General features: G+C 68.3%; 24 protein-coding genes. 7 read left to right on the top strand and 17 right to left on the bottom strand.

From position 1 onward, the window contains the following. Positions 1-94: 94 nt before the first annotated feature. From AWB92_RS28555 to AWB92_RS28605, 11 genes are all read right to left on the bottom strand, one after another. On the bottom strand, positions 95-469 hold the full coding sequence (locus tag AWB92_RS28555; RefSeq protein ID WP_085191692.1) for an STAS/SEC14 domain-containing protein: 375 nt from the start codon (positions 467-469) through the stop codon (positions 95-97). Further along, positions 466-1,344 carry a universal stress protein gene (locus tag AWB92_RS28560; RefSeq protein WP_085191813.1) on the bottom strand — a complete coding sequence of 293 codons (879 nt, stop codon included), beginning with the start codon at positions 1,342-1,344 and terminating at the stop codon, positions 466-468. Before AWB92_RS28560 ends, AWB92_RS28555 begins: the two co-directional genes overlap by 4 nt. Further along, positions 1,341-1,889: a GNAT family N-acetyltransferase gene (locus AWB92_RS28565; protein WP_085191694.1), complete on the bottom strand. Its 549-nt coding sequence runs from the start codon at positions 1,887-1,889 to the stop codon at positions 1,341-1,343. Before AWB92_RS28565 ends, AWB92_RS28560 begins: the two co-directional genes overlap by 4 nt. Positions 1,890-1,947: 58 nt before the next feature. Continuing rightward, the gene (locus AWB92_RS28570; protein ID WP_085191697.1) at positions 1,948-3,600 is read right to left on the bottom strand and encodes a GAF domain-containing protein; all 1,653 of its coding nucleotides are present in this window, start codon (positions 3,598-3,600) and stop codon (positions 1,948-1,950) included. A 276-nt stretch (positions 3,601-3,876) separates the two neighbouring features. After that, entirely contained in the window at positions 3,877-4,539 is a 663-nt protein-coding gene (locus AWB92_RS28575) for a response regulator transcription factor (protein WP_068100009.1), read from the bottom strand. A gap of 59 nt (positions 4,540-4,598) precedes the next feature. Continuing rightward, positions 4,599-5,423: a universal stress protein gene (locus AWB92_RS28580; RefSeq protein ID WP_085191699.1), complete on the bottom strand. Its 825-nt coding sequence runs from the start codon at positions 5,421-5,423 to the stop codon at positions 4,599-4,601. Positions 5,424-5,433: 10 nt separating this feature from the next. Beyond that, positions 5,434-6,210 (bottom strand): universal stress protein, encoded by a 777-nt coding sequence (locus tag AWB92_RS28585; protein ID WP_085191701.1) that lies wholly within the window; start codon positions 6,208-6,210, stop codon positions 5,434-5,436. Between the two features lie 67 nt (positions 6,211-6,277). Beyond that, entirely contained in the window at positions 6,278-7,270 is a 993-nt protein-coding gene (locus tag AWB92_RS28590) for a 1-phosphofructokinase family hexose kinase (protein WP_085191703.1), read from the bottom strand. A gap of 141 nt (positions 7,271-7,411) precedes the next feature. Then, the gene (locus AWB92_RS28595; protein ID WP_173817512.1) at positions 7,412-7,654 is read right to left on the bottom strand and encodes a hypothetical protein; all 243 of its coding nucleotides are present in this window, start codon (positions 7,652-7,654) and stop codon (positions 7,412-7,414) included. A gap of 1 nt (position 7,655) precedes the next feature. Then, positions 7,656-7,937: a DUF1918 domain-containing protein gene (locus AWB92_RS28600; protein ID WP_085191707.1), complete on the bottom strand. Its 282-nt coding sequence runs from the start codon at positions 7,935-7,937 to the stop codon at positions 7,656-7,658. After that, the gene (locus AWB92_RS28605; RefSeq protein ID WP_085191709.1) at positions 7,934-8,920 is read right to left on the bottom strand and encodes a nitroreductase family protein; all 987 of its coding nucleotides are present in this window, start codon (positions 8,918-8,920) and stop codon (positions 7,934-7,936) included. The genes AWB92_RS28600 and AWB92_RS28605 overlap by 4 nt, the downstream gene beginning before the upstream one ends. 186 nt (positions 8,921-9,106) lie before the next feature. Between AWB92_RS28605 and acsA the strand changes: the two genes are divergently transcribed. The 7 genes from acsA to AWB92_RS28640 all read left to right on the top strand — a co-directional run bounded on the left by acsA (position 9,107) and on the right by AWB92_RS28640 (position 15,958). Continuing rightward, the gene (acsA, locus tag AWB92_RS28610) at positions 9,107-10,918 is read left to right on the top strand and encodes an acetate--CoA ligase (protein WP_085191712.1); all 1,812 of its coding nucleotides are present in this window, start codon (positions 9,107-9,109) and stop codon (positions 10,916-10,918) included. Continuing rightward, complete coding sequence (pdhA, locus tag AWB92_RS28615) at positions 10,915-11,892, top strand: pyruvate dehydrogenase (acetyl-transferring) E1 component subunit alpha (RefSeq protein ID WP_085191714.1); 978 nt, start codon at positions 10,915-10,917, stop codon at positions 11,890-11,892. Before acsA ends, pdhA begins: the two co-directional genes overlap by 4 nt. Further along, the gene (locus AWB92_RS28620) at positions 11,889-12,878 is read left to right on the top strand and encodes an alpha-ketoacid dehydrogenase subunit beta (protein ID WP_085191717.1); all 990 of its coding nucleotides are present in this window, start codon (positions 11,889-11,891) and stop codon (positions 12,876-12,878) included. Before pdhA ends, AWB92_RS28620 begins: the two co-directional genes overlap by 4 nt. Continuing rightward, positions 12,875-14,104: a dihydrolipoamide acetyltransferase family protein gene (locus AWB92_RS28625; RefSeq protein ID WP_085191719.1), complete on the top strand. Its 1,230-nt coding sequence runs from the start codon at positions 12,875-12,877 to the stop codon at positions 14,102-14,104. Before AWB92_RS28620 ends, AWB92_RS28625 begins: the two co-directional genes overlap by 4 nt. Positions 14,105-14,118: 14 nt before the next feature. After that, complete coding sequence (locus AWB92_RS28630) at positions 14,119-14,373, top strand: phosphopantetheine-binding protein (RefSeq protein ID WP_085191721.1); 255 nt, start codon at positions 14,119-14,121, stop codon at positions 14,371-14,373. A 112-nt stretch (positions 14,374-14,485) separates the two neighbouring features. Next, positions 14,486-15,463, top strand: coding sequence for an NAD(P)H nitroreductase (locus AWB92_RS28635; RefSeq protein WP_085191815.1), 978 nt, complete (start codon positions 14,486-14,488; stop codon positions 15,461-15,463). Positions 15,464-15,523: 60 nt separating this feature from the next. Then, positions 15,524-15,958 carry a pyridoxamine 5'-phosphate oxidase family protein gene (locus AWB92_RS28640; protein ID WP_085191723.1) on the top strand — a complete coding sequence of 145 codons (435 nt, stop codon included), beginning with the start codon at positions 15,524-15,526 and terminating at the stop codon, positions 15,956-15,958. Between the two features lies 1 nt (position 15,959). Here the strand turns inward: AWB92_RS28640 and AWB92_RS28645 are convergent, their stop codons facing one another. The 6 genes from AWB92_RS28645 to AWB92_RS28670 all read right to left on the bottom strand — a co-directional run bounded on the left by AWB92_RS28645 (position 15,960) and on the right by AWB92_RS28670 (position 21,994). After that, positions 15,960-17,369 (bottom strand): phosphatidylglycerol lysyltransferase domain-containing protein, encoded by a 1,410-nt coding sequence (locus AWB92_RS28645; protein WP_241523632.1) that lies wholly within the window; start codon positions 17,367-17,369, stop codon positions 15,960-15,962. 144 nt (positions 17,370-17,513) lie between these two features. Then, complete coding sequence (locus AWB92_RS28650) at positions 17,514-17,987, bottom strand: hydrogenase maturation protease (RefSeq protein ID WP_085191725.1); 474 nt, start codon at positions 17,985-17,987, stop codon at positions 17,514-17,516. Next, the gene (locus AWB92_RS28655) at positions 17,984-19,276 is read right to left on the bottom strand and encodes a nickel-dependent hydrogenase large subunit (protein WP_085191727.1); all 1,293 of its coding nucleotides are present in this window, start codon (positions 19,274-19,276) and stop codon (positions 17,984-17,986) included. Before AWB92_RS28655 ends, AWB92_RS28650 begins: the two co-directional genes overlap by 4 nt. Further along, on the bottom strand, positions 19,273-20,031 hold the full coding sequence (locus AWB92_RS28660; RefSeq protein WP_085191729.1) for an oxidoreductase: 759 nt from the start codon (positions 20,029-20,031) through the stop codon (positions 19,273-19,275). Before AWB92_RS28660 ends, AWB92_RS28655 begins: the two co-directional genes overlap by 4 nt. Continuing rightward, positions 20,032-20,868 (bottom strand): FAD/NAD(P)-binding protein, encoded by an 837-nt coding sequence (locus tag AWB92_RS28665; protein ID WP_085191731.1) that lies wholly within the window; start codon positions 20,866-20,868, stop codon positions 20,032-20,034. It abuts the gene before it with no gap. After that, on the bottom strand, positions 20,861-21,994 hold the full coding sequence (locus AWB92_RS28670; RefSeq protein ID WP_241523633.1) for a 4Fe-4S dicluster domain-containing protein: 1,134 nt from the start codon (positions 21,992-21,994) through the stop codon (positions 20,861-20,863). Before AWB92_RS28670 ends, AWB92_RS28665 begins: the two co-directional genes overlap by 8 nt. Between the last annotated feature and the right edge of the window lie 8 nt (positions 21,995-22,002).

The raw sequence follows: 22,002 nt of genomic DNA on the forward strand, positions 1-22,002 counted from the left end.
TCACGACTACTCGCACCCATACCCCAAATCGTAGAAACACCCACCGACAACAAACGCCCATCTGTGACCACAGAAACCAAAGTGACACAAGGGGTTACGAAGTTCCGGCGGCCCATTCCTTCGCGCGGTCGAGCTCGTCGAGCCCGAACACGGCGAGCTCGCCGGGCATCATCCACGCCACCGCGTGCATGACGTGGCCGACCCAGTCCTTATCGGACACCACGGCGATCCGCTTGAAGTCCGAGTAATGCGTGAAGAGCGCGCCGAACCCGAGCTTGAGGTCCTCGGCGAATCCGCCCGGTCCGAAGCCCTCGTAGTCGGGTGCGATGACTTCGACGATCCTGATCTCGCCGCCCTGCAGCATCTTTTCCATCTCGGGCTTGAAGTGGCGCAGCTCGTTGCCACGCAGCCGGCCCGACACCCGGATGCCGGTCACGCCCTGCGGCATGTCCTCCAACACTTCGATCATCGATTCTCCTCACGGACAACAATCACGGGAACTTTCGCCGACTGCGCCACGGCGGAGCTCACCGACCCGAGCAGCATCCCGGGAAATCCGCCGCGCCCGCGGCTACCGACCACGACCAGCTGGGCGTGCTCGGACTCCTTGAGCAACCAGTGGGATGGCTTGTCGCAGAAGAGCAATCGCTCGACGCGCACGTCCGGATACCGTTCCTGCCAGCCGGCCAGGCGTTCGGCGAGGATCTCCTGCCCCTCGCGCTCGCGGTCGCGCCAGTCCATCCCCAGCACCGGAAACACCCCCACGTCGCTCCACGCGTGCAGCGCGCGCAGCCCGACGCCGCGGCGCGCTGCCTCGTCGAAGGCCAGGGCCGTCGCCGCCTCCGACGCGGGCGATCCGTCGATGCCCAGCAGCACCGGCGCGTCGGCGGCGGCGGCCGTCCCATCCGAGTGGATGACCGCGACCGGGCAGTGCGCGTAGTGCACCAATCCCGTGGTGACCGAGCCCAACAGCAGCCGGCCCATCGCGCCCAGGCCCTGGCTGCCGGCGACGACCATCCACGCGTCCTTGGAGGCCTCGACCAGCGCAGGCACCACGCCGGAATACGCGACCTCCGTGCGTGTTTCGGGTGGCGCAGCCCCCGCCAGAGCGGCGGTCAGCGTCTTGTGGGCCTGATCGATGACGTGCCGCGCGTCGTCGTGTTGCCACTCGGGCATCTCGTCGTACAGTTGGCCCACCGGCCAGCCGACGACCACCGGTGCGACGGCGTGCATCAGCGTGAGGGGTAGCTCGCGCATGATGGCCTCGCGCGCACCCCAGGCGACGGCGGCATCGGATGCCGGCGATCCGTCGACGGAGACCAGGATCCCGAATTTATTTGTCATGCGGGGCATTTCGCCGCCTCGTCACCCAGATTGGGCAGTTCGATCTCGAGGTGGCGGACGGATCCGTACTGCGCCGGCTCGCAGCGCCAGCCGAGGTCGAACACGACCATCAGCATGAGATGGTTCTCGCCGAGGACGTCGGCGACGAAGTGCCCGATTCCCTGGGCCTGAGCGACCCGCGCCAGGTGTTTGAGCAAGGCCGTTCCCACGCCGAGCGAATGATCTTCATGCGCAACCACTATCGCGAACTCGGCCGCTTTCGGCTGCTCGCGCACGACGGTGTAGTTCGCCACCCCGATCAGCCGGTCCGCGTCGAATGCCCCGAGGGCGCATCGGCCGTCGGCGGGTTGGGTTAGCTTGTCGACGACTTCGTCGAGCTGGACCGGCTGCAGCGTGAAGAAGCGATAGTAGCGGTCGTGATCGCTCAGGTGTTGATGTAGCGCCATGACGGCCTTCGCGTCCCCGCCGGTGAGGGGGCGTAACGACACGACACGTCCGTCTAGCAGCCGGGCCGTACCCGCGGAGCCCACCGCCTGATCGCTCATGATTCACGACGTTATTCGGATTCGGCACCACCCGGCAGGGCCGTTAGACCCCAGCCCGTTAGTCGTCGGTCAGCGGCGCGATCCAGTGGACGCGCGTGCCACCCTCCGGCGGATTGGTGACCTCGCAGGTGCCGCCGAGTTGTTCGGCGCGGTACTTCATGTTGGCCAGCCCACTGTTGCGCGTGTTGTCGGTGGGGATCCCGCAGCCGTTGTCGATGACGTCGAGGATGAACATGTCGGCGACATCCACCTCGACGGTCAGCCGGGACGCCCCCGAGTGGCGAAGGGCGTTGCTGACCGCTTCCGCGGCGACCGCCTCGGCATGCTCGGCGAGTTCGCCGCTGACCGCGGTCATCGGGCCGTGTAGGCGCATCGTGGTGACGATCTCGCGATTCTCGGTGAGGTCGGCAACCACCTGCTGGATCCTCTGCCGGAACTCGGCGCCCTTTCCCAACGGGGATTTGAGCTGGAAGATCGTCGTCCGGATCTCCTCGATGATGGTCTGCAGATCGTCGAGCGTGCGGTTGAGCCGCTCGGCCACCTCCGGAGAGCGGGCCCGGGCAAGCGTGCCCTGCAGGTCCATGCCGGTGGCGAACAGCCGCTGGATGACGTGGTCGTGCAGGTCGTGGGCGATGCGCTCGCGCTCGGCGACGATGGTCAGCTGGCGCGAGTCGTCCCGGGCGGCGGCCAGGACCAGGGCTATCGCGGCGTGGGTGGCGAAATCGCTGACCAGGTCGAGGTAGCTCTCGTCGAACGGCGGCTGGTCGGCGCCGCGGGCGATCGCGATGACGCCGGCGACCTGGTCGTCGGTGCGTAGCGGCATCAGTATCGCGGGGCGCTGTCCGACATCGGTGAACGCCTGGATCGGGTACTGCAAGGACTCGGTGATGATCGGTTGGCCGGTTCGGAAGACCTCGCCGCTGGTGGAACCGTTGACCGGGACCTGGCGGCCCATCACGTCGTCGGCGTTAACCCCCACCGAAGCTGCCACCACCAGCGTGTCGACCTCGTCGTACGGCAGGTCGGCGTCGGCCGGGACCAGCACGATCGCCTGTTCGGCGCCGGTCAGGGTGCGCGCACTCTCGGCGATCAATTGCAGCGGGCGCCGGTTCGGCTCGGTGCTGGACAGCAGCGCGGTCGTGATCTCGCGGCTCGCCTCCATCCACTTCACCGACAGCCGCTCGCGCTCGAAGAGCTGGGCGTTGTCGATGCTGGCCGCGGCCGCGAACGCGAGCGCGCGGGCGGCGACCTCGTCGGACTCGGAGAACACCCGCGCCGGGTCGACGTGGGTCAGGTAAATGTTGCCGAAGACGATCCCGCGGATCGTGATGGGCACCGCGAGGAAGGCTCGCATGGGCGGGTGGTGCGCGGGGAACCCGGCGGCGGCCGGGTGTGTGCTCATGTCGTCCACCCGCAGGGCCGGGGTGTCGAGGAGCGACAGGCTCAGCAGGCCCTTGCCCACCGGCAGGGGTCCGATGCGTTCGACGGTTTCGGGGTCCATGCCCTCGTGGATGAACCTCAGCAGGGTGCCGTCGGGGTCGCGGATGGCGAGCGCGCCGTAGGGGGCGGAGGTCAGTTCCCTGGCCGCGGCGATGATCCGGTGCAGCGTCGCGTCAAGGTCGTCGACGTTCGCGCCGATCTCGACGAACACGCGCAGCAGGTGCTCCATTTGATCGCGCGCTGCCAGCAACTCGTCCAGTTGCGCGTGCATTCTGCTGACCAGCCCACGTTGGCCCAAGCCAGCAAAGGCAGAACTATCCTGGTCGCCGTCGGTCACCCGAACCGATACCTCCACGACGCGTCAGCTATGTGCAGCTTGCGTTCGCGAAACGTATAACTACGAAAACGGCAACGCGAGATGCTTCGAAAAGCTTAATCCCATCTAGTCCGGCGCCCAACCTCGCCGGGCGGCGCCAACCGCCCGTTTTCCCAAAGGACCGGCTTTCGCTACCCGGACTGCGTCGATTAGTCCGTTATCCGCTGCCGACTAGTCGGGCGATGCGGCTGGAGGCCGACCGGACCGTTGATCCAGTTTGGAGGCGAACACGGCAGCCTGCGTCCGGCGCTCCATGCCCAATTTGGCCAGCAAACGGGAAACGTAGTTCTTCACCGTCTTTTCGGCAAGAAACATCCGGGCGGCAATCTGCCGGTTGGTCAGACCTTCGCTGAGCAGCCCGAGCAGCGTCCGCTCCTGTTCGGTCAGCCCGGAGAGCGGGTCTTCGCGTTCGGTCGTCCCGCGAAGCTTCGCCATCAGCGCGGCGGCGGCGCGGTTGTCCAGGAGGGATTTGCCGGCGCCGACCTCTTTGATCGCGTGGGCGAGCTCCATGCCTTTGATGTCCTTGACGACGTAGCCGCTGGCGCCGGCCAGGATCGCCTCCAGCATCGCCTCGTCAGAAGTGAATGACGTCAACATCAGGCACCGCAGGTCCGGGTGGTCGGAGACCAGGTCGCGGCACAGTTCGATTCCGTTGCCGTCGGGAAGGCGCACGTCAAGGACCGCGACGTCGGGCCGCAAGGCCGGTATGCGCGCCTTTGCCTCCGACACGGAACCGGCTTCGCCGACGATTTCCAGTTCGGGGTCCGACGCGAGCAAATCGGCAAGACCGCGCCGCACGACCTCATGGTCATCGACGAGGAAAACCTTGACCATCAAAAGCCCTTTCTTACGCGACCGACTGTCAATATCGCATGTTTTCATTATCGCCCGCGTCATAAGTGCTGCTGATTGACGACCAACAGCGAACAATCGGCGTCCTGCAGGACCGCGCTGCCGGCCGGTCCGACGAGTTCCCTCAGCTGCCGGCGGTCGCGGGCGCCGGCGATCACAAGGCCTACCGAGCCGCGGTTGTAGGCCAAATACTCGAGCAGGCCGCCGTGCACGGCCACCGACTCCACCCGCAGATCCGGATACTGCCGCGTCCAGCGGGCCAGCCGGCGATCCAGGTCGGCGAGTGCCCGGCGATCGCCGTCTCGGTCGTCCGGCCCCTTGTCGTCCGGCGCGGTCCGGCGGCAGATGATCGCTCGGATGGCGGCATTGCGCAGCCGGGCCTCCGCCGCGGCGGCGCCCAGCAAGACCCCGTTGTCGGGCGACCCGTCCAGTTCGACGACGATCCCGTCGGGGCGGTGCAGGTGGTCGTCTCGGGCGCGGATGATGCCGACCGGGCAGCGCGCCGACATCGCCAAGGCCGCGGCGGTGGAACCCACCCGGCCCGGCCGGAAGTGACGCAATCCGACCGCTCCGACGCACACCATGCCCGCCGCCGCCGACGCGCTGATCAAGCAGCCGATCGCCGGGCCGTGGACCACCTCGGTTTCGATCTTCACCGGCTTGCCCGCGGCCTCAATTGTCTTGACCGCCTGGCGAATAGCCGCCTGGCCGGTAGCCGGCGTGTCATCTCGTTCGGTCGCGCACACGAGCCGCAAGGGGGCGTCACGACTCACCGCCTCGTCGAGTGCCCAGAGCGCCGCCCGGATCGCCGCCTTCGAACCGTCGATGCCGACCACGATCGACTGCGGCGTAGCCAATTCGTTCACTGACTGTCCTCTAATGGCGGACCACGAGGACGGAACAGTCGGGATAGCCCACGATCGGGTGGCAATTCGGCGTGGACAGCCCGGCGATCTCGAGGGCGTCGGCGCTGCCGACGACAGCCAATTGGGGAGCCAATCCGACGGCGCCGCCCTGCCTTTCACCGGTTTTCACGCCGGTGCCCGCGGCGACCGTCTGTACGTGCACGTCCGGGTAGCGCCTGACCCAGCTGTTCAGTCGCCGATCGATCTGTCGGACGGTCGCGTGGCGGCGCCGGCCCTGCTCCATGGCCTGGTGCACGACTTCGTCGTTGTCCGGCTCGTCGTTGAGCACGACGGCGATCACGCCCAGCTCGGTCGGCGAGCCGTCGGGATTGGTGCGGATGATCGCGACCGGGCACTGCGCCTCGGCGACCAACGTGGTGGCCGTCGGCCCCAGCAGGCCGTCGGACGCCCACCCGCGCCTGGACGTGCCGACGCAAACCAAGGCAGCGTCCCGCGATTCGTCGACCAGCACTTTGCCGGGATCGCCTGAGAGGATTGCCGTTTCGACCTCGACCGGCTTTTTCGCCTGTTGTACGGCGCACTCCGCTCGGGACAGCGCCATCTCAGCGCGCTCCAGCTCCCACTCGGAGAGCGGCTCCGACCCTGTGTCCCGGCGAGGGATGACGTAGACGAGGCGCATCGGCAGCTGCCGGCTCAGCGCCTCATCGACCGTCCACTTGGCGGCGTTAACCGCGGCTTGTGAGCCGTTGACGCCCACGACCACCGACTTGGCGTCCAGCTGGTTCATGTCGGCTCCTGACTCTTCAAAATTCAGGCTATTGCCGCGCCGCTCGTTACAGAGGGGTCGTTCGGCCTTATCTGGGTAGCCGTTCGTCATTTGCGATATCGCAGGGTTCCGCCGATTGGGCGAACAGCTTCTCCACGTCCGCGCGAAGGCAGGCGGCGGTGCCGGGCGTCATCAGCATCGCCGCGCCCGCCGCGATGCCCAGCCGAACGGCCTTGACCAGCGGCCAGCCGCGAGAGAGCCCGACCGTGATGGCCGCGACCATTGCATCGCCGGCCCCAACGCCGCTCCCGCCGGGCATCGGAATCGCCGAAAAGCGCTGGCTGGCATGGGCCGTCGCGAGCAGCGCGCCCTTTGACCCCAGGGACACCAGCACCGCTTCGGCGCGACCGCTGTCGACGAGTTCGTGTGCGGCCGCGAGCTGTTCGGCCTCGGTTTCCAGGGGGCGGCCCACGCATTCCCGCAGCTCTCGGACGCTGGCCTTGAGGAGGAACACGCCCGAGGAGACGTGTCGCAGGCCGCCGCCGGAGGTGTCCAGGATCAGACCGGCGCCGACGTGGCCGCACATGTCGGCGACCCGCTGGTAGAAGTCGGTGGTCACGCCCGGCGGCAGGCTGCCGCTCGCCACCACGAATTCGGCCGACTTCGCCGCCATCCGCAGCTGTTCGAGGCAGTGCGCCTGTTCGCGCAGCGTCAGTTGCGGTCCCGGTAGGACGAAGCGGTACTGGCGGCCACTGCTGGTCTCGTTGACGGTGAAGCTCTCGCGCGTGGCGGCGCCGATCGGGACTTGCCAAAACGGCACGCCCTCGTCGGCCAGCAGCCGCGCGATCAGGCCACCGGTCGTCCCGCCGGCGGGAAAGACCGCCAGCACCGACCCGCCGAGCTCGTGGGCGATGTGCGCGACGTTGATGCCGCCACCGCCCGGGTCGTAACGGGTTTCGGCGCAGCGCAATTTGTCCGTCGGGCGCACGACGTCGACGCTCGTCGTGATGTCCAGCGCCGGGTTCATGGTCAGCGTGACGATTTGGGGTCGGCTCGCAGGCGGCCGCGACGGCGTCTGCATGGTCGTTGACTCCGCTCGTTGTGGTCGGAATTACCAGAACTCAACATTTGTGGCAGTTACGAGTCCATCCGACCAATAGGGCGTTGCCCGCGGTAGGGACGGAAGTCCCGGCGTGGCGGGCCGTTCGTCGGCTCCCCCTCGTCAGCTGGAAAGCCGGGCCCGAGCGGCGATGTAGGCCATCACGCGATCGAGGATGAGGTCGTATGTGCCGCCGTCCTCGACGAGACGGTCCAACCCCTCGCGGCGAAGGAAGCCGTCGAGGCGTCGGTCGAGCGGCCAATCGGCATAGGTGTCGTCCGCGTACGGCGACCGCAGGAACTGCCACGCGAGCGTGTCGACGTCACCGTCGGTCAGCAGCGGCGGACCGATTGGCAGAGAGGACATTTCAATTCCTTCTGCCCGCCGTGCGGGCCTGACCCGCGATGGCCGCCTGCATCGCGGCGAACCGCGACCGCGCCCGCTTGTCGGCGGCTCGCTGCTCGGCCGCCGTGACGACGATCGCGTCGGGGCCTGGGAACACCGTGGCCCGTTCGTCGGTGTCGAGCCACCGAACCTGGTATGGCGGCTCGCCTTCCGCCGACCGCACCTCGGTGATCAACCCGCGCACGTCCCGGCGTCCGATGGTGCCGCCCTTGATCACCAGCCAGTCGCCGACCTTGGCCTTCATCGCCGGATCTCCAACACGTCGCCCAAGGGCCGCCGCGGCGTCGGCTCGGGGGTCAACTCCCCCTCCGGTTCGACGCCGACGCGGATCAAAATCTGAGGAACCGCGGCGGGCCCGGTTGCGAGATCGGAAATGACGTCGCGACTGGATTGCAGTTCGGTGAGGTGCGTTACGGGGCAGGTGGCCAGGCCGGCCATCGTGCACTCCAGCAGGATCGCCGAAAGCGCCTCGCCGCAATTGAGGGCATCGACCCGCGCGTCCCCGGGTGTGGACAGCACCAGGATCTTCGCCTCGTCGTAGGTGCCGGCGGAGCCGCGCTCGTCGGACGGGTCGATGGGGAACCGGCGGTTGACGTCGACCCGTCGGGCGTCCGACTCCGAGGCCAGCGCGCCCTCGGGGATCCCTTCCGCCTCGCGCAACGGCGATGTCCACCAACGCAATTCGTGCTGGTAAGAATCGTCGTAGCGGCGCAGCTCATCGGTAAGCCGGGACGCCTCGGCCAACCGCGGTCGCGCATCGTCGTTCAGCACATCGAGCGTCACCAGCTCGTCGTCGAACGAGCTGCGCAATACGGCTTCCAGCGACGGCCAGTGCCTCGGCGCGCGAAACGGCAGCCGGTTGGTCCGGCGACGCGCTATCGCGTCGGCGCGATCCCGCCTGGCCTGTGTCACATAGTCGAGGGAGGCGAAGTCGGCCGAGGCGAGGTGGTCGAGATTGTTCGGGTTGGGGAACTGATCGACGTTGATCTCCCAGCCTGCCGCGGCCATCGCGACCCGAAAATGATCGAGCGCGGCGCCGCAGCTGATGATCGCCTCGCGCCCCGACCTGTCGGTCGCCGTGACCGTCCGGTGCGGGTCGACGAACAGGTCAACGCTCGCCTTTTGCATCACCCAGCGCCAAGGCTGAATGTTGTGCAGCGACGGTGCGCGGCACGCCAACGCCACCGCGCTGGTGATCACGCCGGTATCCACCATCGTCTGGGTCATTGCGCACGCTCACTCCCTGTCCCACGTCGACCCTCGGGCATGCGCGCGTTCCGCCGCCAGGGTCCTTGGTCCCCGGGTGGGCGACGCCGGTCCATTGATGACTTTCGTCTCTATTGCGGCATTGCGGGCCGGGCAAACGATGAACATGCCCAGGCGACAGAGCCGGCCACACCGCTAGGACCCCTCATGGACGTCATCCATAAGACCCCCGACGACTGCGTCGTCCGCCCCAACCTCACCGATTACCAACAAGCGCGCGCGCAGTTTCACTGGTCCGACGTGCCGGCGTTGTGCGAAGGCATGGGACCCGGCGGCTGCAACATCGCCTACGCCGCGGTGGCCCGGCACGCGGAGGGCCCGACCGCGACCCGCACCGCGTTGCGATTCATCCTCGACGGGGGCTGGGACGGCGCGATCACCACGCGCGATCTCAGCTACGCGGACCTCGGCCGGTTCACCAGACGATTCTCCAGCGCCCTGCGTTCGCTCGGCATCAGCAAGGGCGACCGCGTGTTCACGATGATGAATCGCTCGCCTGAGCTCTACATCGCGATGTTGGGCGCGCTTCGCAACGGCAGCGTCGTCTCGCCGCTGTTCTCTGCTTTCGGGCCCGAGCCGATCGCGACCCGGGTGAACATCGGGCAGGCCGACGTCCTGGTCACCACCGCGGCGCTCTACCGGCGCAAGATCGCCAAGATCCGCGATCGGCTGCCGTCGGTGCGGTACGTCTTCGTCGTCGACGGGGACGGCACCGCCGATCCCCTACCCGGAACGCTCAACTTCTGGCAGTGGGTGGACGCGGCCGACGAGAATGCGCCGATCGAGCCGACTACGGCCGACGACCCCGCACTGCTGCACTTCACCAGCGGCACCACCGGCACCCCGAAGGGCGCCATCCACGTGCACGGCGCGGTGGCGATGCACTATCTCACCGGCCTGTACGCGCTGGACCTGCACCCCGACGACACCTATTGGTGCACAGCGGATCCCGGCTGGGTGACGGGAACCTCGTACGGCATCATCAGCCCGCTGCTGCATGGGGTCACCTCGATCGTCGACGAGGCCGAGTTCGACGCCCAGCGGTGGTATCAAATCCTGCAGGACCAGGGTGTGTCGGTGTGGTACACGGCACCGACCGCGATAAGGATGCTGATCAAGGCGGGCCCGGAATTGCCCGCGCAATACCGCTTTCCGCGGCTGCGGTTCATCGCCAGCGTGGGCGAACCGCTCAACCCCGAGGCCGTCTGGTGGGGAAAGCGGGTGCTGGGCTTGCCGATTCACGACAACTGGTGGCAGACCGAGACGGGCGGCATCATGATCGCCAACACGCCGGCGTTCGACATCAAACCCGGGTCCATGGGCCGGCCGCTGCCCGGCGTGGACGCATTCATCGTGCGCCACAACGACGATGGCACGACGAGCGGCTCCGTCGAAGTCGTCGACGAACCCGATGTCGAGGGTGAGCTCGCGCTCAAGCCGGGCTGGCCCTCGATGTTCCGCGGCTACCTGGGTGCCGAGGAGCGCTACCGCAATGCCTTCGCCGACGGGCTCTACCTGAGTGGGGACCTTGCGAAGAAGGACGCCGACGGCTACTTCTGGTTCGTCGGGCGCAAGGACGACGTGATCAAGTCCGCGGGGCATCTGATCGGCCCGTTCGAGGTCGAAAGCGCGCTCACCGATCACCCGGCGGTTGCCGAGGCGGCCGTCATCGGCATACCCGACCCGACCGTCGGCGAAATGGTGAAAGCCTTTGTCACGCTTAAGAACGGCGTGGTCGCCGACGAAGACCTGCGCCTGCAACTGATCGGCCACGCGCGCAAGCGGCTGGGCGCCACCGTGGCGCCCAAGGAGCTCGAGTTCGTCGACACGTTGCCGCACACCAGCAGCGGCAAGATCATGCGCCGGCTGCTCAAGGCCCGCGAACTCGGGCTGCCCGAGGGCGACACCTCCACCATCGAGAGACAACCCGACCACCACGCCGAGGGGGTGCCGTCATGACAGACACAAAGCTGGCCCACGAACTGTTGTCGGACATGGTCCGCGTGCGCCGCATGGAGGAGAAATGCGCGGAACTGTACAGCGCGGCCAAGATTCGCGGGTTCCTGCACCTCTACGTCGGCGAGGAGGCCGTCGCCGCCGGGTCCCTGCGCGCGCTGGCCGACGACGACGCGGTGGTCGCGACGTACCGCGAGCACGCGCACGCGCTGCTGCGCGGCATCCCGATGACCTCGATCATGGCCGAGATGTTCGGCAAGCAGGAGGGCTGCTCCCGCGGGCGCGGCGGGTCGATGCACCTGTTCGACGCGTCCAAGCGGTTCTACGGCGGCAACGCGATCGTCGCCGGCGGCCTGCCGCTCGCGGTGGGCATCGCGCTGGCCGACTCCATGCTGCAGCAGAAGCGGGTGACGGCCTGCTACTTCGGCGACGGCGCGGTGGCCGAGGGCGCGTTTCACGAGTCGCTGAACATGGCCGCGCTGTGGCACCTGCCGGTCCTGTTCTGTTGCGAGAACAACCTTTACGCGATGGGCACCGCGCTGGAGCGGGCACAGTCGCAGACCGACCTCACGGTCAAGGCCGCGTCGTACCGTGTGCCGACCATGGCCGTCGACGGGATGGACGTCGAGGCCTGCCACGTCGCCGCGCAGCAGGGCGTCGACCACGTCCGCGACACCGGCGGCCCGTTCTTCATCGAGTTCCGCACCTACCGGTTCCGGGCGCACTCGATGTTCGACCCGGAGCTGTACCGCGACAAGGGAGAGGTCGAACGCTGGCGCCAGCGCGACCCGATCCGGTCGTTCACCGACCGATGCCTGGACGACGGCACGCTGTCCGCCGACGACGTTCGGGAGATCGAGGATTCGGCCGTCGCCGAGATCGAGGCCGCGGTGGCCTTCGCCGAGGCGGGAACCTGGGAGGACGTGGCGGATCTCGAACGCGACGTCCTCACACCCAGTGCGGAGGAGGCACGATGAACACGACCAAGACGACCTACCGGGCCGCCGTTCACGACGCGATCCGCGACGCCCTGCACGACGACCCGCGGGTGGTGCTGATGGGCGAGGACGTCGGCCGCTACGGCGGAACCTACGCGGCGTCCAAGGGCCTGCTGGACGAATTCGGACCCGAGCGGGTGCGCGACACACCGCTGTCGGAACTGGGCTTCGTCGGCATCGGAATCGGGGCCGCCCTCAACGGATTACGCCCCATCGTCGAAGTCATGACCGTGAACTTCAGCCTGCTGGCGCTCGATCAGATCGTCAACACCGCTGCGGCCCTTCGCCACATGTCGGGCGGGCAGTTCTCGGTCCCAATCGTCGTGCGCATGGCCACGGGCGCCGGACGCCAGCTCGCCGCCCAGCACTCGCACAGCCTGGAGCCCTGGTATGCGCACATCCCCGGCATCAAGGTGCTGGCGCCGGCCACCGTCGAGGATGTCTACGGCATGCTGGGCCCGGCGCTCGCCGACCCGGACCCCGTGGTGATTTTCGAACACGTCCAGCTCTACAACACCTCGTCGGATGTCGAGACCCTCGGCCCCACCGACATCTGTCGGGCGGCCATTCGGCGCGGCGGCACCGACGTCACCGTGGTGGCCTACGGCGGCTCGCTGTGGAAAGCGCTCGACGCCGCAAACGAGCTGTCGCTGGCCGGAATCGATTGCGAGGTAATCGATCTGCGGGTCCTGCGCCCGCTCGACGAGGACACCATCCTGGAATCGGTGCGCAAGACGCATCGGCTGGTCGTCATCGACGAGGCCTGGCGCAGCGGCAGCCTGGCCGCCGAGATCACCGCGCGGGTGGTGGAGGGCGCGTTCTACGACCTCGACGCCCCCATCGCGCGGGTGTGCAGCGCCGAGGTCCCGATGCCGTACGCCAAGCACCTTGAGCAGGCGGCGCTGCCCCAAACCACCCAGATCGTGGCCGCCGTCCAGAGTTTGTTCGGTGAGCCACAGCAATGATCGAGTTCAAGATGCCCGCCCTGGGCGCCGACATGGACGAGGGCACGCTCAACGAGTGGCTGGTCAAGCCCGGGGACAAGGTGACGCGCGGCCAGATCGTGGCCGTCGTCGAAACCACCAAGGCCGCCGTGGAAATCGAATGCTGGCACGAGGGCACGGTCGGCGAACTGCTCGTCCCCGTCGGTGAAACGGTCCAAGTGGGAACCACTTTGGCGACGCTGCTCGCCCCGGGCGAACGGGCGGAAAAGCGGGCCCGGCCCGCCGCCAAACAGCGCCCCGCGGCCAACGGTGACAAACCGGCGGCGGAACGCGCCAAACCGCCCGTCGGGGTCGCCTCCGCCGGCGCCCCGCAGCACCGCCGATGGGTGTCGCCGGCGGCCCGCCGCCTCGCGATGAGCCTGCACGTCGACATCGACGCGCTGAGCGGCACCGGCCCGCAGGGCGCCGTCATCATCAGCGACGTCGAGCACGCCGCCGCCCACATCCGGCACGCCGCCGCCCAGCAGCCGCAGAAGCCGAAAGAGGCGAAAGCGACCAAGGCCACACCGGCCGACCGCGCGGCCGCGATGCGCACGTCGATCGCCGCCGCGATGAGCCGGTCGAAGCACGAGATCCCGCACTATTACCTTGCCGACGAGATCGTGCTGGAGAAGTCGCTGACCTGGCTGACCACCCGCAACGCGCAACGGTCCATCGACGAGCGGGTGCTGCCGGCCGTACTGCTGCTCAAGGCGGTCGGCCTCGCCGCGCAGCGCTTCAGCGAGTTCAACGGATTTTGGCGCGACGACGGGTTCGAGCCCGCGAACGGGGTGCACGTCGGCGTCGGGATCTCGCTGCGCGGCGGCGGTCTCGTCGCGCCGGCCATCCACGACGTCCCGGAGAAAAAACTCGACGAATTGATGGACGACCTCACCGATCTCGTCGCGCGGGCGCGCTCCTTCTCCCTGCGAAGCTCGGAAATGTCCGACCCGACGATCACCGTCACCAACCTCGGCGACAAGGGCGTCGACACGGTCTTCGGCGTCATCTACCCACCGCAGGTGGCGATCGTCGGCTTCGGCCAGCCGGCCCAGCGGGTCTGCGTCATCGACGGCGGAATCCGGGTGATGAGCACCGTGCAAGCGACGCTCGCCGCCGACCATCGCGCGAGTGACGGTCATCGCGGTGCGTTGTTCCTCAGCGCGATCAACGAGCTGCTCCAGCAGCCCGACCTCCTCGAAAAGTGAGGGAAGTGAGTGCCATGACGACAACGAACGAGGACACCCGGGCGGCGGTCCTTTCCGTGCTGACAAACATCGCCCCCGAAGTCGAGCCGGACGACATCAGCGACGACGTGCTGCTGCGCGACCAGGTCGACCTCGATTCGATGGACTGGCTCAGCTTCCTTCGCGGCATTCACCGGCGGCTGCACGTCGACATCCCCGAATCGGACTACGGGTCGCTTCGGACGCTGGCCGACGTGGTGGGCTACGTCGAAAAGAACTCTTCTGCGTAGGCCTTTCGGCACCTGATCGGCCCCGCCGAGCGGGTACAACGACCCTGGCCGCCGGCCGGGTTCCGGCCTACCTTCGATGGTGAAGCCAAACCTCGGCAAGGAATTGACGGCCATGAAAACGACGCTGGACACGCAGACCCTCAGACAAGCGGTGCAGCTCGCGTGCCGGGCTCCGTCGGTGCACAACAGCCAGCCGTGGCGCTGGGTCGCCGAGGACGGGACGTTGCGGTTGTTCGTCGACCGGGACCGAACGGTGCCGGGCACGGACCCTTCCGGCCGGGAGGCGATCCTCAGCTGTGGCGCCGCGCTCGATCACCTTCGGGTCGCCATGCTCGCCTCCGGATGGGGCTCGGAGGTCGAACGGTTTCCCAATCCGAACGACCCGGACCATTTGGCGACTGTGGGATTTCATCCCGTCGAGTACGTCACGCGCGCGCAGCGCGACCGCGCCAACGCGATCCTGCACCGCCGAACCGACCGGCTCCCGATGGGACAGCCCACCTACTGGGACCTCTTCGAGCCCGTGCTGCGCAGCACGTTCGACGAGAGCCTGGTGACACTCGACGTGCTCCGCGACGACCAGCGCCCCGAGCTGGTCAAGGCCTCACAGCTCACCGAGGCGCTGCGCCGAGACGACACGTCGTATCACGCCGAACTCGAATGGTGGACTTCGCCTTTCGCGATGAACGAGGGTGTGCCGCCGGAGGCGCTGTTGTCCGGCAAGGAAATTGGCCGCGTGGACGTGGCGCGGGAATTTCCGGCCAGGACGGAACAGGATCGCCGCCCCGAGGTTGCGGTCGACTGGTCGAAGATTTTGGTGTTGTCCACCCCCGAAGACACCCGGGCGGACGTGCTGCGGTGCGGCGAAGTGTTGTCGAACGTGCTGCTGGAATGCACGATGGCGTTTCTGGCGACCTGCACGCTGACCCATCTGATCGAGCTGGACGAAAGCCGCGACGTCGTGCGCGGCCTGCTGGAACACGACGGCCAGCCGCAGGTGCTGATCCGCGCCGGCATCGCGCCGCCGATGGAAGCCGCGCCCGCCCCGACCCCCAGGCGTGCATCGGAGGACGTGCTGAGGATTAGCTAGCTACGCTTGCCCGAACGGCCAAGCGGTTGAATGACTTTGACCTATCGAAGAAGGGTGGCTATGTCCATAACCGATGACGGCGTGACGATCCTGCCGGAGCACGAATGCTGGGGGCTGATGGCCGGCGTGGCCCTGGGACGACTGGTCACCAGCGTCGACGGCGTGCCCGAGATCTTTCCGGTCAACTTCGTGGTCCAGCACAAGTCGATCCTGTTTCGCACGGCGGAGGGCACCAAGCTGGTCAGCACCGCGATCAACAACCGCGTGCTGTTCGAGGTCGACGAGCACAACGTCGCGGAGGGCTGGAGCGTGATCGTCAAGGGCCGGGCCCGCTCGCTGCGCACCGACGAGCAGATCCAAGAAGCCGAACGCGCACAGCTGTTGCCGTGGCTGACCTCCGAGAAGACGCACTACGTGCGCGTGCTTCCCGACATGGTCACCGGCCGCCGGTTCCGGTTCGGGCCGCCGCTGCTGGGCAGCCGCGACCGCGCCTGAGTCATCGCACCAGTCGCTTGCGGCGCGGGCGCGGCAGGAACTCGAGCGACAGCAACACCAGCAGCGCGGCCGGGATGTGGTGGGCGCATAGGACCACGTACCGTCGCTCGGCCACGCAATGAAACTTATTGAGGTAGCGGTACAGGGACTCCAGCCGGATCAACGGGTCGAGCAGGTGGATCAACCGATACGCGGCCCGTTGCAGCGGCGTCGGGTTCACAGCGTCGAAGATCTCCGGGAAAGCGGCGAACGCCAGCGAAAGCCGGAGCGCTCCATTGAGTTTCGCTTCGTCGATCATATCCACGCTGAGGCGCTCGTCGACCCCGTTCGGGGCGTCGGGGCGGCGGAACGGTGCGTCGAGGCTGACTTCGAGTCCCGCGTCCGCCGTGGTGTAGCGGTGAAACGCCACCACCCGGCCCGACCGATCGCGCGCGATGGCCAGCTTGATGCCGGGATAGCGGCCCTGCAGGGCCCCGTCCAGGTTCATGCAGAAGCCGCGTTCGGTCCGCGCTGCACGGTGCGCGGCATACAGCACCTCGGTCAGCTCCGCGGAGAGGGCTTGGCCGAGCCCTTGCTCGTCGACGATCTGCGTGGTGACCCCGCTGTTTCGGGTCCGCTGCACCGCCTGGCGCACGTTGCGAAAACGCCGCCCCGCCAACGTGAAGCGCGGGACGTCGACGACGACGTCGCGGCCGATCGGCACCGTGATCATCTGCTGGCCGACGACCTCGTTGCGCCACAGGCTGACGTGCCGCTCCCCGGCGGCCAGCACGATGATCTGCCAACCGCGGCTTCGGCACATGCGGACGAAATCGTCCACCAGCCCGTCGAATTGGGTGGCGTCGCCGATCGGGTCCCCACTGACGACGGCGAACCCGAGCCGGGTGCGGTAAGCGATCGCCGCGGACCGGTCCGCGTTGAAGTGGTAGCTCTTGGACGAGTGCATGGCGAAGGGCGACAACGGATCCTCGCGGGTGGCGTCCACGAGCGGCCATACCTGATCCAGCAGCTCAGGTTGCGGTTTGGCCGTCGTCGGCAGGACGAGCGCGAGCCCACTGCCGGCGATGAGAAAGTTCCCGAGCACGCCGTACGAGAGGAAGTGAGCAAACACTCCGGCGCCCAGCGCGGCACCGGCGATCAGCGCGTGCCGGGCGGTGACCGGCCGGCCAAGGAAGATGCCGCGTGCAATAAAGGCCGCGGCGGCGAGCAGAGCCACCGACCACCCGAACCGCCCGGGGGCGACGCGCTCGAAACCGAGGTGTTCGCGCACGGCCAGCAGCAAGAACCAGCCTAAGGCAAAGGCCAGGATGATCACGCTGCCGGGGCGGGCCGCCGCGACGTCGGCTCGGAGCAGCACCCGTTCGCGGCCCCGCGGCTCGACGGCGCCGGCGATCATCGGCTGCTCGGACACAAGTCAATCTCGCTCTCGACCATTTCGACGCTAACCAGCGCGCCCGCACACCCGCGAGAGCCGTTCGTCCCGGGGCTGTGGCCCTAAGTCCCTTGAGCGATTTCCATTTGCGATAGCACCGGCGCTATCACAAATGAAACCCACCTATTGGTTGGCCGCGCGACAGGTGAGCTCGGCCACCGCCATGCCGACGACTTCCGGCACCGCGCGCGCAACCCGGGGGCTCAAACCGGTCCGGTGACCGGTGTCGGCGACTTCCACCGTCAGCAGCACCAGTTCGTCGGGCACTCGCCCGAGCGCCTCGCCCAGCGCGTGCGTGCGAACGATATCGATGCTGTGCGAACTCAATCCGCCACTAGCCGCCACGTCGCTCAGGCCGCATCGCCGCACGCGGCCCGGCGCCGGCGGCGTCCCAACCGCGGCGTCGATCACCACCGCGAGCGTGGCGCCCGACCACGCCTCGAGCAGGCTCGTCGGTTCGGCGATGTCGGTCACCACGCGAACCGCGGGCAGCGCCAACCGGTCCAGCTCGGCGGCCGCGGCGACGCCGACGCCGTCGTCGCCGCGGTAGCGGTTGCCCAGGCCGATCACGACGGTCCCGCCCGACGCGGCCGTCATCCCCGTTGCACCGTCAGAGTCAGGAAGTGCGCGGAACACGAGATGCACGGGTCGTAGCTGCGAATCAGCTGCTCGCACAGCGCGGTCAGCGTGGCGTCGTCGAGGGCGAGGTTCCCGGAGACCAGGTTGGCCAGGTCGGCTTCGATGGCCGCCTGGTTCTGGGAGGTGGGCGGGACGATGGTCGCCGCCGAAACCAGCCCGTCCTCGCCGATGCGGTAGCCGTGGTACAGCAGGCCCCGGGGCGCCTCGCTGACGCCGTGGCCGACGCCGGCGCGCGCCGGGACGTCGACGAACGGGCGCGCCGGGCGCTGGTATTCGTCGATGATCCGCAAGGCCTCCTCGATCGCGTAGACCACCTCGACGGCGCGGACGATGATGCTGCGGAACGGGTTTCGGCATTCGGTCGCCAGGCCGGCTTGCGCGGCGGCCTGCGCCGCGACGGGTGAGAGCGCCGAGGCGTTCAGCGAGAACCGCGCCAGCGGTCCGGTCAGGTGGCGGCCGCCGTCGAGCGTGGCGTGCAGGGCGGTGGAGTGGGGCACCTGGGATTCGACGACGTGCGCGGTGAACTCGGCGACGGGAAACGGCGGGCCGGTGCTGCGCGCGATGGCGCCGTTCTCGATCGGGTATCGGCCGGGCGCCGTGAGCGCCAGAAACTCGTGGTCCAGTTCGAGGTCGGGGAACTCGAAGCGCGACACCCATTCGACGGTCGCGAGCGCGTCCTCCAGGGCCCGGCGCAACTGCTCTTCGAGCGGCGCGAAGTCCGATCGCGTTGGCACCGAATAGAATCCCCCCAGCCGCACGTTGACCGGGTGGATCGCACGACCCCCGATGAACTCCATCAGCTGGTTGCCCGCCTTCTTCAGCGACAGCCCGCGCTCGACGTCGCGCGGGTGGTCGCGCGCCATCCCGATGATGTCGGGGTAGCCGAGGAAATCCGGCGCGTGCAGCAGGTAGATGTGCAGGATGTGGCTGTGGATCCATTCGCCGCAGTAGAGCAAGCGGCGCAGCTCGACGAGCTCCTGGTCCACGTCGACGCCGCAGGCGTCTTCGATCGCGTTGCACGCGCTGACCTGATAGGCGACCGGGCAGATGCCGCACACCCGCGCCGTCAGGTCGGGCGGCTCGGTGTGGGCGCGTCCGCGCAGGAACGCCTCGAAAAACCGGGGCGGCTCATAGATGTTCAGCTCGACGCTGTCGAGTTGTCCGTCCTTCAACGCGACACGCAGCGCGCCTTCGCCCTCGACGCGCGTCAGCGTGCCCACGCTCAGCGTGCGGGTGGACGGGTTCACTGGTTGCTCCGTTCGGCGGAGAAGGTGGTCACGTTGAACGTCGAGAACACCCGGTCGACGGCGCCGTCGGACATGGCATCACGGCGCAGCAGCGGGATCAGCGTCGCGGTTCGCGGCGCCGCGGACGGCCCGAAACAGCCGAAGCAGCCGCGATGGTGCCGGGGACACAGCGCCCCACAGCCGGCGTGGGTGACCGGGCCGAGGCACGGAATCCCCTCCGAGACAACGACGCACGTGACGCCGCGGAGCTTGCACTCGGTGCACACCGTCTTGGCCGGGATCTGGGGTTTGCGCCCGATCAGCAGGGCCGCGAGGGTGTCGAGCAGCTGGCCGCGGTCGATCGGGCAGCCGGGCAGCTGGTAGTCGACCTTGACGTGCGCCGACACCGGCGTGGAGGTCGCCAGCGTGTCGACGTATTCCGGTTTGGCGTAGACGACGGAGGCGAACTCGGCGACGTCGGCGAAATTGCGCAGCGCCTGCACTCCCCCGGCCGTCGCGCACGCACCGATGGTGACGAGAACCTTTGACTGCTCGCGGATCTCGCGGATGCGCTGTTCGTCGTGGTGGGTGGTGATCGAGCCTTCGACCAGCGACACGTCGTACGGTCCGCCGACCATCGCGCTGGACGCCTCGGCGAACGTGGCGATCTGCACCTGGTCGGCCAGGGTGAGCAGCTCGTCCTCGCAGTCCAGCAGGGTGAGCTGGCAACCGTCGCAGGACGCGAACTTCCACACGGCCAGTGTGGTCGGGCTCATCTAAAGCTCCTTCACGGAAAGCAGCGGGCCGGCGACGTCGTAGCCGACGACCGGGCCGTCGCGGCACAACAGCAGCGGACCCAGCTGGCAGTGACCGCACCACCCGATTCCGCATTGCATGTTGCGTTCCAGCGACACCCGAATGTCCTGGGCGGCAACGCCTTTGGCCAGCAGCGCCTCGGCGCCGAACCGCAGCATGGGCTCCGGCCCGCACAGGAAGGCGGTGGTGTTATCGGGGTCGAGCGTGAGCCGGTGCAGCGGCTCGGTGACCAGGCCGACCTCGCCCCGCCAGCCCTGGACCGGGACGTCGACCGTGACGTGCAGTTCGATCTGCGGGTCGTCGGCCCACTTTTCGAGTTGTTCGGCGAACACAAAGTCCGCCCGCGAGCGCGCACCGACGATCAGCGTCACCTTGCCGTAGCTCGATCGTCCGGCCAGCGCGCCCAGCACCGCCGGACGCAGCGGGCACAGGCCCACGCCGCCGGCGACCAGGACCAGGTCGCGCCCGACGGCTTCCTGTAGCCCCCAGGTGGTGCCGAAGGGACCGCGGACGCCGATGACGCTGCCGGGTTCGGCGTTGTGCAGGGCCCGGCTCACCGCACCCACCGCGCGGATGGTGTGGGTGATCGAGCCGTCGGTCACGGTGGGGTCGCCGCTGATCGAGATCGCGGCCTCGCCCACGCCGAACGCGTAGAGCATCATGAACTCTCCCGGCAGCGGGGTCCGCAGCGACTCGCAGACGGGCTCGAGGCACAGCGTCGCCGAATCGGGGCTCTCCACGATGCGGCTGCGCACCCGGTACGGCACCGGCGCCATCGCCGATGCGGGCTCACTCATTGCCCGCCATGTTGTTCATCTCCGCGGTGATGTCGATGCCGGTGGGGCACCAGGCGATGCACCGACCGCAGCCAACGCAGCCCGACGTGCCGAACTGGTCGTGCCAGGTGCTCAGCTTGTGGGTCAGCCAATGCCGGTAGCGCGACGCCCCGGACTGGCGCACGCTGCCGCCGCCGTGCACGTAGGTGAAGTCGAACTCGAAGCACGACGCCCAGTGCCGCCAACGCTCGGCGTGCTCGCCGGTGAGGTCGCTGACGTCCTCGGTGGTGGTGCAAAAGCAGGTCGGGCACACCATCGTGCAGTTGCCACACGTCAGGCAGCGGCTGGCGACCTCGTCCCACTGCGGTGATTCGCGCGAGGCGATCAGCAGCTCCCGCAGGTCCATGTCCGGCATCCGGCGGCCCATGTGATGGGCCGCTTCCTCGACATCGGCACGCGCGGAAGCGATTTCGTCATCGCTCGCCGCCCGGTGCGCCACCGCCGCGAGGACGTCGGCGCCTTCGTCGCTGCCGACGTCGACGAGGTACGACGGCGCGTCTGGATCGAGGCGCTCCGTCAGGGCCAAGTCGTAGCCCGGCCCGGCCGCAGGGCCGGTGCCCATCGATGCGCAGAAGCACAGCCCGCCCGGCTCCGTGCAGTTCACCGCGACGATGAAGGCCCGTCGCCGCCGGCCGACGAAAGAGGTGTCCGGATACTCGGAGCGGCCAAGCACCCCGTCGAGGGTCGAGATCGCCGCCAGGTCGCACCCGCGCACGCCGAGGAACGCGTAGCGCGGCGCTGGCCCGTCAGGGCCCAAGGGTTCCGGGTCGCTTGTCCCGTCCCGGGTGCCGGCCCACAATCGCTGCCGCGGCGGATGCAGGAATTGTTTGAACGACTGTGGCCCGGCCGAGTGCCCGAAGGCGGCGTCGTCGTCGCGGCGGCGCACCCGATAATGCCCGGGAGAAACATCAACACCCCAGCCGCGCGGCAGTTCGTCCGCGGACTGCAGCTCCGCCAGCACGATCGCGTTGTCCCGCAACGTCGGACCGACCACGCGGTAGCCCCGCTCGATCAGCACCTCAACCAGTCGGTGCAGCCCGGCCGCATCGAACGACGCGACCCGATGGTGTTCGCCCGCTCCGTTCACCGGCATAA

The organism is Mycobacterium sp. IEC1808 (assembly GCF_002101935.1).
In the GTDB taxonomy this organism is placed as follows: Bacteria; Actinomycetota; Actinomycetes; order Mycobacteriales; family Mycobacteriaceae; genus Mycobacterium.